This is a genomic window from Methylophaga sp. OBS3, assembly GCF_026319325.1.
Classification (GTDB): Bacteria; Pseudomonadota; Gammaproteobacteria; order Nitrosococcales; family Methylophagaceae; genus Methylophaga.
Genome location: NZ_JAPDMU010000003.1, coordinates 239,511 through 252,434 on the forward strand (window position 1 = coordinate 239,511; position 12,924 = coordinate 252,434).

Annotated in this window: 15 protein-coding genes; 6 read left to right on the forward strand and 9 right to left on the reverse strand. The window is 43.8% G+C overall.

The window, feature by feature from the left end; translation table 11 throughout:
* Positions 1 to 33 precede the first annotated feature (33 nt).
* From OMP94_RS07905 to OMP94_RS07925, 5 genes are all read left to right on the forward strand, one after another.
* Positions 34 to 378, forward strand: a complete 345-nt coding sequence (locus OMP94_RS07905; RefSeq protein ID WP_266277741.1) for an ArsC family reductase — start codon at positions 34 to 36, stop codon at positions 376 to 378.
* Positions 368 to 1,507: a succinyl-diaminopimelate desuccinylase gene (gene dapE / locus OMP94_RS07910; RefSeq protein WP_266277743.1), complete on the forward strand. Its 1,140-nt coding sequence runs from the start codon at positions 368 to 370 to the stop codon at positions 1,505 to 1,507. The genes OMP94_RS07905 and dapE overlap by 11 nt, the downstream gene beginning before the upstream one ends.
* Before the next feature lie 53 nt (positions 1,508 to 1,560).
* Positions 1,561 to 1,800 carry a hypothetical protein gene (locus tag OMP94_RS07915; protein ID WP_266277744.1) on the forward strand — a complete coding sequence of 80 codons (240 nt, stop codon included), beginning with the start codon at positions 1,561 to 1,563 and terminating at the stop codon, positions 1,798 to 1,800.
* Between the two features lie 85 nt (positions 1,801 to 1,885).
* Complete coding sequence (locus OMP94_RS07920) at positions 1,886 to 4,051, forward strand: TonB-dependent receptor (protein WP_266277745.1); 2,166 nt, start codon at positions 1,886 to 1,888, stop codon at positions 4,049 to 4,051.
* 115 nt (positions 4,052 to 4,166) lie between these two features.
* Positions 4,167 to 4,505, forward strand: coding sequence for a DUF4870 family protein (locus tag OMP94_RS07925; RefSeq protein WP_266277746.1), 339 nt, complete (start codon positions 4,167 to 4,169; stop codon positions 4,503 to 4,505).
* On the opposite strand, the gene OMP94_RS07930 is transcribed toward OMP94_RS07925, so the two are convergent.
* From OMP94_RS07930 to OMP94_RS07945, 4 genes are read right to left on the reverse strand one after another with little or no spacing between them, the layout of a single operon-like run.
* Entirely contained in the window at positions 4,506 to 5,273 is a 768-nt protein-coding gene (locus OMP94_RS07930; RefSeq protein ID WP_266277747.1) for an SDR family oxidoreductase, read from the reverse strand.
* Between the two features lie 23 nt (positions 5,274 to 5,296).
* Positions 5,297 to 6,154: a formyltetrahydrofolate deformylase gene (purU, locus tag OMP94_RS07935; RefSeq protein ID WP_266277748.1), complete on the reverse strand. Its 858-nt coding sequence runs from the start codon at positions 6,152 to 6,154 to the stop codon at positions 5,297 to 5,299.
* A 51-nt stretch (positions 6,155 to 6,205) separates the two neighbouring features.
* On the reverse strand, positions 6,206 to 6,556 hold the full coding sequence (locus OMP94_RS07940; protein WP_266277749.1) for a nucleotide pyrophosphohydrolase: 351 nt from the start codon (positions 6,554 to 6,556) through the stop codon (positions 6,206 to 6,208).
* Complete coding sequence (locus tag OMP94_RS07945) at positions 6,553 to 7,314, reverse strand: alpha/beta fold hydrolase (protein WP_266277750.1); 762 nt, start codon at positions 7,312 to 7,314, stop codon at positions 6,553 to 6,555. The genes OMP94_RS07940 and OMP94_RS07945 overlap by 4 nt, the downstream gene beginning before the upstream one ends.
* Before the next feature lie 54 nt (positions 7,315 to 7,368).
* Between OMP94_RS07945 and OMP94_RS07950 the strand changes: the two genes are divergently transcribed.
* Positions 7,369 to 7,542: a hypothetical protein gene (locus OMP94_RS07950; RefSeq protein ID WP_266277751.1), complete on the forward strand. Its 174-nt coding sequence runs from the start codon at positions 7,369 to 7,371 to the stop codon at positions 7,540 to 7,542.
* 46 nt (positions 7,543 to 7,588) lie between these two features.
* Here the strand turns inward: OMP94_RS07950 and fabB are convergent, their stop codons facing one another.
* From fabB to OMP94_RS07975, 5 genes are all read right to left on the reverse strand, one after another.
* Complete coding sequence (gene fabB / locus OMP94_RS07955) at positions 7,589 to 8,806, reverse strand: beta-ketoacyl-ACP synthase I (RefSeq protein ID WP_266277752.1); 1,218 nt, start codon at positions 8,804 to 8,806, stop codon at positions 7,589 to 7,591.
* A 9-nt stretch (positions 8,807 to 8,815) separates the two neighbouring features.
* The gene (gene fabA / locus OMP94_RS07960; protein WP_266277753.1) at positions 8,816 to 9,331 is read right to left on the reverse strand and encodes a 3-hydroxyacyl-[acyl-carrier-protein] dehydratase FabA; all 516 of its coding nucleotides are present in this window, start codon (positions 9,329 to 9,331) and stop codon (positions 8,816 to 8,818) included.
* A gap of 136 nt (positions 9,332 to 9,467) precedes the next feature.
* Complete coding sequence (locus OMP94_RS07965; protein WP_266277754.1) at positions 9,468 to 10,787, reverse strand: TolC family outer membrane protein; 1,320 nt, start codon at positions 10,785 to 10,787, stop codon at positions 9,468 to 9,470.
* A gap of 136 nt (positions 10,788 to 10,923) precedes the next feature.
* A complete protein-coding gene (locus OMP94_RS07970) occupies positions 10,924 to 11,574 on the reverse strand; it encodes a response regulator transcription factor (RefSeq protein ID WP_266277755.1) in 651 nt (216 codons plus the stop codon).
* 13 nt (positions 11,575 to 11,587) lie between these two features.
* Positions 11,588 to 12,922, reverse strand: coding sequence for an HlyD family type I secretion periplasmic adaptor subunit (locus OMP94_RS07975; protein WP_266277756.1), 1,335 nt, complete (start codon positions 12,920 to 12,922; stop codon positions 11,588 to 11,590).
* Positions 12,923 to 12,924 lie beyond the last annotated feature (2 nt).

Below are 12,924 nucleotides of genomic sequence, written 5' to 3' on the forward strand. Positions count from 1 at the left end.
GCTTACCAGCTTGATTTAAAACGTTGTAACACTATGATTTTATACGGCATCAAAAACTGCGACACGGTCAAAAAAGCAAAACGCTGGTTAGATGAGCATGCCGTAAATTATCAATTCCATGATTTTCGGACTGATGGTCTAGAACAACAGACGATTGAAACTTGGTTGAAAACCACTGATTGGCAAACGCTGCTTAATAAACGTGGCACAACTTGGCGTAAATTAGATGATCCAAGAAAAGAATCATTAGACGAAGCAACCGCAATCGCACTGATGTTGGAAAACCCAACACTCATTAAACGCCCCGTTATTTCTGAAAAAGATGAGTGCTACGTTGGCTTTAATGAGGAGGAGTACCAAAACCGTTATGGCAACTGATTTGTCCCCTACCGTTCAACTTACGCAAGAGCTTATCCGCCGTGACAGCGTGACACCTGACGATAAACACTGTCAGATCATGTTAGCTAAGCGTCTAGCTGACTCAGGTTTTAATCCTGATTATTTACGGTTTGGTGAGGTAGACAATCTTTGGCTAAGACGTGGCCACCAAGGCCCATTATTCGTGTTTGCTGGTCATACTGATGTCGTGCCAACAGGTCCATTAGATAAATGGACACACCCGCCATTTGAAGCAGTTATTGCTGACGGTATGTTGCATGGCCGTGGTGCTGCTGATATGAAAGGTAGTATTGCGGCAATGGTCACAGCATGTGAACGCTTTGTTTCACGATTTCCAGAACATCAAGGCAGCATCGCCTTTTTGCTCACCAGTGATGAAGAAGGTCCCGCAACGGATGGTACGGTGAGGGTTGTTGAAACCTTGCAAGCTCGCCAAGAACATATTGATTGGTGTTTGGTTGGTGAACCAACCAGTACTGATAAAGTTGCCGATGTTGTTAAGAATGGTCGTCGAGGTTCATTAAACGGCTATCTGACAGTAAAAGGTAAACAAGGTCATATTGCCTACCCACATTTGGCAGATAATCCTGTTCATCATTTGGCACCAGCCTTAGCTGAACTCTGTGCAGAAGTCTGGGATAACGGTAACGAAGATTTCCCTCCAACAAGCTTTCAGGTTTCAAACCTGAACAGTGGCACTGGTGCAACGAATATTATCCCCGGCCATGTGGATATGATTTTTAACTTCCGTTTTTCGACAGAAGTGACTAACGAACAACTTCAGCAACGTGTTGAAGCTATCCTTGATAAACATCACGTGAGTTACGACATGAACTGGGTGTTATCTGGTCAACCATTCCGAACGGCCGGTGGCAAATTACTAGAGGCAGCGCAACAAGCCATCGAAACAGTGACCGGTTACCAAACTGAGTTATCGACTTCTGGCGGTACCTCAGATGGCCGTTTTATCGCACCTACTGGTGCGCAAGTTATCGAGTTAGGCCCATTGAATGCCACGATTCATCAGATTGACGAGTGCATTTCTGTCGACGATCTAGATATACTGTCGGCGATTTACGAACAATTATTGGTCAATCTTCTTACCTAATCATGCAAATACGCCGTCATCATTTTAAATGGCTATACCTGCTGGCAGCCCTTGTGCTGTCATTGCAGACGTTTGCTATTTGGCATGATACGACGCATCCATTCCACAAAGCCGAAGCACAGTGTGAGCGGCTGGAAGCCATTTCGCATACACCTGTTGTTAATGCGACACCTACCCTAATTGTAGCCACGACTTATGTCGTACTACATTTTGTTTCAGGGGTCGAACAACACTACACGGCAAAAAGCCGTTATTTACCGCAGCTTATCCGCGGCCCACCTGTTTTCTCATAACACCACACAATCCAAAACTAAATTTTTAACTGGATCGTGCAGTTTCGGCTGCCTGCGATCTATTGGTGTTATAAGGACACAATAAATGTTTACCCAGAAAAAATTAGCCGTGTTGCTCACTGCAGCATTGGCTTCGCTGCCTGTTTTTGCCGAGGCAGAAAATGCTGAACCTGTCAGTATCCCAAGCTTAACCGTGACAGCTGATCCGCTTGGTGCCCGTACCCCTGATGAATTAATCACCCCTGTTACAGTTTTATCCGGTGATGAACTTAATCAACAACGTGCTGGCACAATTGGTGAAACCCTAGAAAACGTTCCCGGTGTCACAAATTCGGATTTCGGTCCAGGCGTCGGTCGCCCAGTAGTACGTGGCTTACAAGGTTCACGTGTACAAATGCTTGATGATGGCATGAGAACTGTTGACGTCTCTGGTGAAGGGGGCGATCACGCCATTGGTCTGGATCCAAGTCGTGCAGAACAAATCGAAGTATTACGTGGTCCAGCCACACTACTTTATGGCGGCAATGCCGCGGGTGGTGTTGTTAATGTAAAAAGTGATCGTTTTAACCCAGAGTTTGGCGATGCACCAAGAGTGAAAGGTCAAATGGGCTATGGCTATAACGGTAATGACCGTCAAGGCAATATAGGTCTTGAGTTGCCAGTTACCGATAATTTTGTATTACGTACCGACTATGGCCTGCGTCGTAACCATGACTTTGATATTGATGGTTATCAAAGCATTGGCCAAACCGAAGGTGACAAAGACACGCTGCAAAACAGCAATACATCGACAGACTCTTTCTCACTAACCGGTTTATATAAAAATGATTGGGGTTTTGTCGGATTGGGTTATAGCCGCTGGCGGACTGACTACGGTATTCCGGGTGTTTTCTTGGGTGAAGAACACGAAGAACAAGAACGCATTCATGCTGATTTTGATCGTTACGATCTGCGTTCTGAAATCAATGATCCCCTGCCCGGCTTCCGTACTGCGCGTATTAAGTTATCGCACACCAAGTTTTATCAAACGGAATGGGTCTCGGAGTTTCATGATGGCCTGCTTGAAGAACGTGATGCGGCAACCTCATTTAACAACGATGAAACCAGTGCTCGTCTTGAGTTAGTGCATGATCCGATTGGTGCATGGCAAGGTGTGATTGGTGCTGAAATGGCTTATCGCGACTTTGGTAGTGCTGGTGAAGGTCATAGTCATGCACATGACGATGATGATCATGATGATCACGGCGGTTCAGCGCATACGCACGGCGACCCGAGCTTCTACGTGCGTGACAATACCACCAAAACGTTGTCGATGTTCGTCTTGGAAGAGCGTCCAACTGACTTTGGTCGTTTAGAATTTGCCACACGCTTAGACCATGTTCGTTTAGATCCAAGTGATGTCGGAGAGTTTTCGATTCATTTTGATGATGGCGCTCACGTACATCAAAATGAACAATTGGGTAACCAAGTGTTTAATGCATTCAGCGTATCAGGCGGTACCATCATTGACCTTGATGCCAGCCACCACTTGAGGTTATCACTGTCACGTTCTGAGCGGGCGCCATCACCTGAGCAGCTCTATGCTTTTGGTAGCCACGCGGCATCAAGAACCTTTGAAATTGGTGACCCTAATCTTGATAAAGAAACCTATACCAATTTTGAGATTGGCTTAGATCGTCATGCCGGTGATTTTCGTTTTAACACCAATGTGTTCTACAACCACGTTCAAGACTACATTTTCTTAGAATCAGTTGATGATGGAACAGGACATGTTGTTGAAGCGGAAGGCAGTGCTGTTGTGTTTAACCGTCAGGCAAATGCACGTTTTTATGGTGTTGAGTTTGGTACTGCTTGGGATGCTATCAAAGGTCCTATTCCACTAACGTTACGCGTTGCGGGTGATTACGTTCGTGGTGAACTCAGTGGTGGTGATAATCTGCCGCGTATTAGCCCTGCTCGTTTAGGTGTCGGTTTTGACACAGGTTACCAAGATTGGACCTTCAGCATGGATTATCGCCATGTGTTTAAACAAAGTGATTCAGCAGCATTAGAGACAGACACTGATGGTTATAACTTGTTGTCATTTAATGCAGCTTGGAGTCCAGACATGCTTAAAGGTGCAGAAGTCTTTGTTCAAGGTCGTAATTTGTTGAACGAAGATGGTCGTCGTCATACTAGCTTCCTAAAAGATGATTCTCCAATTATTGGCAGAACCATTATGACGGGAATTCGTTTTGACTTTGGCGGCTAATCGCTGAGTTAGCAAAACCAAAAAGCCTGGCTTCTGCCAGGCTTTTTTTTTTGCCAGTAGATAGTCAAATCACACCGTGTTTGCTACCTTTTAGATATCTTTGAAGGAGACAACCGTGGCACAACAACCTGAAAGCAATCCACCTAAAATCATCTACATTCTTTATATGATTGGTATTTTACTGCCGATCTTGAGTATTGTCGGCGTCGTCACCGCATACGTATTAAGAAGTGATGTGAGTAGTGATATTAAAAGCCACTACACATTCCAAATTCGTACGTTTTGGATCAGTATCTTATTCCAGTTTGTTGGCTGGATGACCGTCTTCATTGGTATTGGCTGGTTAGTATTATTGGCTTGGGTAATTTGGTTATTGGCCCGTAATATCAAAGGCCTACAAATCATTATCAAAAACCAACCTCATCCTAACCCTAAAACGTGGTTGATTGTTTAATTACTCACCACGATAAATTGCCAATGGCCCAGTTGCTTGCTGGGTCGGCATGACTTCCATGGTAGTGACATTAACGTGCTTAGGGGTATTGGCGAGCCACAGGATGGTATCGGCAATATCCTCAGCCGTTAATGGCTGCGTATTGGCATAAATACTATCCGCACGGGTAGCGTTATCTTTAAATCGCACCATCGAAAACTCGGTTTCCGCATTACCCGGTTCAATATTAGTCACCCGTACACCGGTTCCTAATAAATCAGCACGTAGCGCTAAAGTGAACTGCCTGACGAAAGCTTTGGTTGCCCCATAAACATTACCGCCCGGATAAGGCCAGTTACCAGCAACCGAACCAATATTGATGATGTAACCGCGACCACGCTCAACCATCTTAGGTAATAGCAGTCTGGTACAACGCATAACACCTTTAATGTTGGTATCTACCATACGTTCCCAATCATCAAGATCAGTAACTTGAGCCGGTTCCATACCTAATGCTAAGCCAGCATTATTCACCAATACATCGACTGCTGAAAAAGCGTCTGGAATTTGTTGTATGGCGTTTTCTGTTGCTTGCCTACTGCTGATATCAAAATCGGTAATAAAGACTTGCTCAGGGCCACCTAACTCAGCTTGGAGCTTTTCAAGGCGCTCTCTACGTCGTCCAGTAAGAATCAATCGCCAACCTGATTTTGCAAACAATCTTGCCGTGGCTTCACCAAAACCTGCAGTAGCGCCAGTAATCATAATTATCGGTGCGTTATCAGACATGATTCCCCCCTTGAATCTATCAATTAAGCGCCTTCAGCAAAAACAATGGTACGTCGACCACTGATGATAATACGGTGTTCAATATGGGCTTTGACAGCACGTGCTAATACTAAACGTTCAACGTCTTTACCAATCATGACTAAATCAGCCGGACCATCATCATGCTGGGCTCGTGCGACATCTTGCTCAATGATTGGACCTTCATCCAGTTCTGCAGTGGCATAGTGAGCTGTTGCACCAATTAACTTCACACCGCGTTCGTATGCTTGGTGATATGGTTTGGCACCTTGGAAGGCCGGCAGGAAACCATGGTGAATATTGATAACTTTGCCAGCGAATTCTTGGACAAACTCTTCAGATAGAATTTGCATGTAACGCGCCATCACCACTAAGTCGATGTTATATTCGGCCAGCAACGCTTTGATCTGCGCTTCTTGTTGTTGTTTGGTGTCTTTGGTGATGGGTAAATGATAGAAAGGCTTACCAAATTGGCGCGCCATGTCTTCAAGGTCTGGATGGTTACCAATGATAAGCGGAATATCACATGTCAATTCGTTTTCGTATTCACGCAAGAGTAGATCAAATGGACAATGCGATGCTTTCGTTACCAGCAAAGCAACCCGGTAAAGTGTTTCGCTATAACGCACAGACCAAGTCAACGCCATTTCATTCGCTTGGGTTGTAAACGCAGCTTCTAACTCAGCATGATCAAATTGGCCTTCATCTTCTAATTTCAGGCGCATGAAATACTGTGCATTTTCAGTATCAGTATATTGTTGGCAATGCAGAATGTTATAACCGCGACCAGCAAAAAAACCGGTGATCCCCGCCAATAAACCTTTTTGATCTTTACATTGAATAAGAAAAACGATGGATTTCATGGCTGGCTCTGAAAATAATTAAAGCGCAAAGCCTAGCACTTTGCCGATCATTTATGAATATTCGTTGTATTTATCAGCACGCCCTTTCACCTTATCCTTAGGATATTTGGCGGCATTTTTTTGCATCTTGCGAGCAACCACTGCAGGCAAATCAACATCTAAGTCGTGACAAAGGTAAGTGAGATACACAGCGACATCAGCAATTTCATCTTCTAATGCTTCACGCTTTTCGGTTGTCAGCATTGCTTGTATTTCATCTGATGTTCGCCACTGAAACCATTCAAGCAATTCAGCGGCTTCAATTGATAACGAAATCGCCACATCTTTTGGCGTATGAAATTGCTCCCAGTCACGTTCACGGCGAAACGCTATCAACTGCTGCTTTAATTCATCATCAATCATTTCAAAAATCTCGTTACCATTTCAGTGAAATAAGCAGGCTGATCTGCATGCACCCAATGCCCTGCTTTTGAAATCGCTACAATCTGTACATTGGTAAACTGGTTTCTTATTTGTTGCCGATCATCAGCATTAATGTAATCAGAGTCTGCACCGCGAATAAAGAGTGTTGGATTATCGACTTTCGTGTCGAGCGAGACTGGCTGTAATAACGCTGGGTAATTACAAAATAAATACTCAAGATTGATTCGCCACGATAACTCGCCAGAGACAGACACAACGTTCATCAATAAAAAGCTGCGAACGCCACTGTCAGGAATGAATGTTTTTAAGTAGTTATCTATGTCACTGCGTTGCTGATATTGGCTAAGATCAACTGACATCAAGGTTTTAAAAATCTGGCTGTGGCCATCGGCATATTGTCTAGGTGCGATATCTACAACAACGAGCTTATCCAGTCTTTCGGCATATTGTGCAGCAAATTGCATGGCCACTTTACCGCCGATTGAGTGACCCAACAAATGCGTTTTATCGATATTAAGTTTATCCAGTACTTCAGCAATATCAACTGCCATCAAGTCATAACTTTGCTGAGCATGCTGAAAAGAACGGCCATGATTACGTAAATCTACGCTGATAACTTGATAGGATGGGGAAAGCTGCTTGGCGATACCTCGCCAGTTATCTCCGGATCCAAATAGACCATGAATTAGTAACAGTGACGTATCGCTATCGCCGATGATTTGATAATGCAGACTCATAAGGTAAGCAGTTTGCCGTTATAATGGCCAACTTTCAATTCAGAGTAATGAATAATGGATGAAGCAATCTTAATGATGCTGGTTAAGCAATATGCTGACAAATATGGCATTACCTTTAGCTCAAAGCATCTTGATGATGAAGATAAAAAAGCGAAATTAATCAGCCTCATGCAAGAAGCGATTTCAGGTAAACGCGGGCCTGTAACCGACGCTGATTTAGAAGCATAAAAAAAGCCATCCTAGGATGGCTTTTTTATTTGAATATCTAGCTAGATTAAATCTTTTCAAATACTAAGCAGGCATTGGTACCACCAAAGCCAAAGCTATTCGACATAATCGCTTTCAACCCTGCGTTATCTTGACGCTCAACGACAATTGACATGCCTTCAGCTTGAGGATCAAGGTTCTCAATATTTGCTGACGCAGCGATAAAATCATCTTGCATCATTAACAAGCTATAGATTGCTTCTTGGACACCAGCGGCACCCAAAGAGTGGCCTGACAGTGACTTAGTTGAACCAACCCATGGCATATTGCCGTCAGCAAAAACTTGTTTGATTGCATTTAGCTCAGCCAAGTCACCAACAGGTGTACTTGTGCCATGCGCATTAATGTAATCAATTTTGTCATTACGCATTGTAGACATAGCGAGTTGCATACAGCGTTGTGCACCTTCACCAGATGGTGCGACCATGTCGTAACCATCAGAAGATGCACCATAGCCAGTCAACTCAGCATAGATTTTGGCGCCACGTGCTTTTGCGTGCTCATACTCTTCTAATACCAACACACCACCGCCACCAGCGATAACAAAACCATCACGGTCTGCATCATATGCCCGTGAGGCTTTTTCAGGCGTGTCATTGTATTTAGTAGAAAGTGCGCCCATAGCATCAAACAAAGAGCTCATTGACCAATGCTCTTCTTCAGCACCACCAGCAAAGACGATGTCTTGTTTGCCGAGCTGGATTTGCTCCATTGCATTACCAATACAATGAGCACTTGTCGCACAAGCAGACGACATCGAATAGTTAACACCTTTAATTTGGAAAGGCGTCGCTAAACAGGCTGAAGTGGTACTGCCCATTACTTGAGTAACACGATATGGCCCAATACGTTTTAGACCTTTATCACGCAAAATATCAGCAGCTTCTACTTGATTTGATGATGACGCACCACCAGAGCCCATTACTAAGCCTGTACGTGGGTTAGAAACGTCTGATTCAGATAAACCAGCATCTGCAACAGCTTGCTGCATAGCGATATATGCATAAGCAGCGGCGTCACCCATAAAGCGTAAAACTTTACGGTCGATATGCTCTTTAAAGTCGATATCAAAGTAACCTGCGACATGACTTCGGAAGCCCATGTCTGCATATTCTTGTTTAAATTTGATACCTGAACGGCTTAATCTCAGTGATTCACTTACAGTTTTTGCATCTAACCCCAAACATGAGGTAATGCCTAAACCCGTTACTACTACACGTCGCATCGTCATATCCTAAAAATCTTCTGTCGAAGTAAACAAACCAACTCGCAGATCTTTGGCAACATAAATTTCACGGCCATCAACAGACACTGTGCCATCAGCAATTGCTAATACCAGTTTTCTTGCAATGACGCGTTTTAGATCGATTTTGTAAGTTACTTTTTTGGCCGTAGGTAATACTTGGCCTGTGAATTTAACTTCACCGGAACCCAGCGCACGACCACGACCAGGGTTACCATCCCATGCCAAGAAAAAGCCAACCAACTGCCACATTGCATCAAGGCCTAAACAGCCCGGCATGACAGGGTCACCTGGGAAGTGACAGTCAAAAAACCAAAGGTCAGGACGGATATCAAGCTCAGCAATGATCTCTCCCTTACCGTAAGCCCCCCCAGTATTTGCGATATGGATAATACGATCCATCATCAACATGTTTGGGACAGGCAGTTGCGCGTTGCCAGGACCGAACATCTCGCCGTGACCGCACTGCAATAGTTCCTCGTAGGAAAATGATGCTTGCTTACTCATGAAAACTCTTGTTTATCCCTCAATTGAGCCCGACATGATACCACGAACCGTCGCCATGGATAAAAGCAACAATTACCTAAAAAAAAGCCACGGCCGACTGGCCGTGGCTTCTATTTACAATGTTGCTTAGACGAATTTAGTTAGTAGCAACAGTTGTAGAAGCGTCTGGTGCTTGAACTTCCAAGCTTTCCAGTAATAAGCCCATGCTATTTAAAATACGATACATTGCATAACGTTCATCATATTGGGCTTCAATTAATGAAATGCGTGAACGGAACATTTCGTTTTCAGAGTCCAACAAGTCAAGCAATGTGCGCTGACCTAAACTAAATTGTTGTTGGTAAGCATCACGAGTTTTTTCTGCTGCATCAGCGTAAGTTTCAAAATACACCATTTGGTTGCGAACAGTTTGTAATGCGTTCCATGACAAACGTGTACTTTCTTCTACTTGGCGGTGTGTATTATTACGAATCTCAGCCGCTTGATTAATCAACGCAGCAGTCTCTTCACGACGAGCTTGGTCACGACCACCGTTATACAAGTTATAACGTAATCTCAACATCGCTTGGAAGTCACGGTCTGAACCACGCACAGCATCAATATTGTTGTCTTGACGTGCACCAACTTCAAAATCCAAACGCGGGAAGAAAGGTGCTAACGCAGTGTCATGCTGGAAGTGAGCTGACTCAACATCTGCATTCGCAGACTTCAATGTTGGATGATTGTTAATAGCAGTGTTGATTGCTTCTTCAACAGACGCAGGAATCAAACCAGCTGGTGATTCAGGATCAGTTAAAGATGTTGGCATGATACCAACAACACGCATGTAGTTAGTTTCAGCATCGCGTAAATTGCTTTGTTCAGCCATCAAATTGGTTTCTGCCAACGATAAACGACCTAAACTTTGGTCAACATCAGCACGACGACCTACACCACGCTCCGAACGCAGCATGATTTGATCATGAGTACGTTGATGTGATTCCAAGTTGTTTTGCGCCATTTCAACAATCTTTTGTCGACGTAAAACATTCAAATAAGCATTTACAGCTTCAAGTGCAGTATTTTCTGATGCACTGTAAACAGTGTGAGCTCGTGAGTTTGTGCGAGCTTTTTGACGACCAACTTCATTTTTGGTTTGCATACCATCAAACAACATTTGACGTGCATTCAAACTGGCTTCGTTACGGTTATAACCGACACTATCGCCATTTGCTGGATTATTTCTGACTGAAGGGTTACTTGTCCGCTCGTAGCCAGTGCCCAAACCTAAATCTAAAGTTGGGAAATAACCTGCTCTAGCCTGATCAACTTCCTTTGATACAGCATTGCGCTCATGCACAGCTGAAAGTACGTCAGGGTTAGTTTTAAGTGTTACATCAACAGCTTCGCGTAGCGTTTCTGCAGAGGCGACGTTGACGAAAGCAACGATTGGGATGGCGAAAATTAACGTTTTCATAATGCATGTCCTTTACTTATGAGCTGTGTTGCTTGCGGCATCCCCTCACTCAACACAAAATTATCAATTAAACTTATTTTTAAGCTTTTCCATAAACACTGATCTCAAGTATATGCTTAATTTCAGTGTAAAAAAACTAGCGCAAATCGCGGAACACAATTGCCAGCGACAAACGATCAGGTAGATTCATTTTTTGAAAGATAGTTGTTAAATGCGCTTTAACTGTTCGTTCGGTGATATTCATCTTTTTGGCAATCATTTTGTTGGTCGCCCCATGACTAACCAATGTAGCCACCTCTTTTTCTTTTGGTGACAAACTACTCGCCGCTCGTACATGAACTTCATTGATTTTAGGCGTGTGATTAATTTCATCAATTAGCTCAGAAATCAAATGGCGTTCAACCCAGACCTCACCCTGTAAAATGAGGTGGATGGCTGTGCGAAGCTTCTCCAACGACAAAGCTTGATCAAAGTAACCACGAGCACCTTGTTTTAACGCTTCGATCTGCTTGGAGACAGGCTGTTGTGGGCCAATAATCAAGATTCGACTATTCGGCGCGATGCGCTTTAACTCTGCCATGAGCTCAGCTTGATCATCTAAGAGTAAACTTTGCTCGCAAATTAGCATGTCGGCTGGTTGCACGGTTAACGCTTCATGCAGTGCATGGACATCGCGATAAGCAAAACACAGATACTCTTGATTTAACGCTGCACTAATATCTCGTGCTTTATTAGCATCAGCGAAAGCAAGATAAACCCTAGTTTGTTCGGTTATATGCTGATTCATCTCAATACCCATTCTAGCGTTCCCGCATGGCTTCATTCTTGGCTTTCAGTATGGGTTTGAGCAAGTAATCCATCACTGTTTTTTTGCCAGTCAGAATGTCAACCGTGGTCGTCATCCCTGGAATAATTTCCAAATTACCTTTATTACTCTGGATCTGATTATCATTAGTACGAAGATAAATCAGATAAAAACTTTCATCTTTTTCATTAGTAATGGTGTCAGCACTAATGCGTTCAAGCTTGGCAGGTAAACCACCATAAATCGAAAAGTCGTAGGCAGTGAACTTAACCATAGCATCCTGCCCTGGACGTAAAAAAGCAATATCTGCAGGACGAATATGCGCTTCAATCAATAGATTATCTTCTACTGGAACGATTTCAACTAGATCCTCACCTGGCTGAATAACGCCACCGACAGTATTCAGTAAGATACGCTTGATTGTTCCTTTAACTGGTGAGCGCACTTCAGTCCGTGTCACTCGATCTTCAAGTGCTGAAGTACTTTCCTGAGTTCGCGCAAACTCGGCTTTAACTTCACTTAACTCTCTTGCAGCTTCTGTTTGAAAGCGCACTTTCTCTTCAGCAATTTTGCGATTAACTTCGTTTAATGCCGATTGGATTCGTGGAATCGCTAGTCGGTTAGCGTCCATTTCGCCACGCAAATCATTAACTGTTCGTTTAAGACGCAGTAATTCCACTTCTGACATTACGCCTTGTGATACTAAGGGCTCAGACATCTGAAGTTCTTGGTTGCTTAACTCATAACTACGTTGTAGTTGATCTTGTTTAGCACGACGCTCTACTAACTCTTGGCGACGTTGCTGTGCTTGCTGCTCAAAGACGCTAATAGTGCTTTGTAAGTTACGTTGGCGTGAAGCAAATAATGATCGCTCATCCGCGGCTAAAGTAGGCTGCTCAGCGAGTAGTTTTTCTGGCAGTGTTAAATCCTTACCTTCAGACTCGGCCTCTAATCTAGCGACACGGGCCATTAACTCCCAATATTTCAACTGCGTTTCTCTAAAGGACGATGAAAATCGCGTGTCATCGATTTTCATTAGTACATCACCTTTTTCGACCAGTTGCCCTTCAGCAACCATGATTTCGCCGATGATGCCACCCTCGAGATTTTGCACAACTTGCAGGCGACTAGATGGAACAACTTTGCCATCGCCACGCGTCACTTCATCAAGTTCGGTTACTGATGCCCAAACACCTGCACAGATAAAAAAGATTACAGTCAATATCAATAAGATGTGTCCACTACGATGAACTGTCTCAAGCGTTGCTGAGCTAACCTCAGACATGAACTCATAGTCATCAGGATGTATAGAGCGCTTAAACAATCCCATGA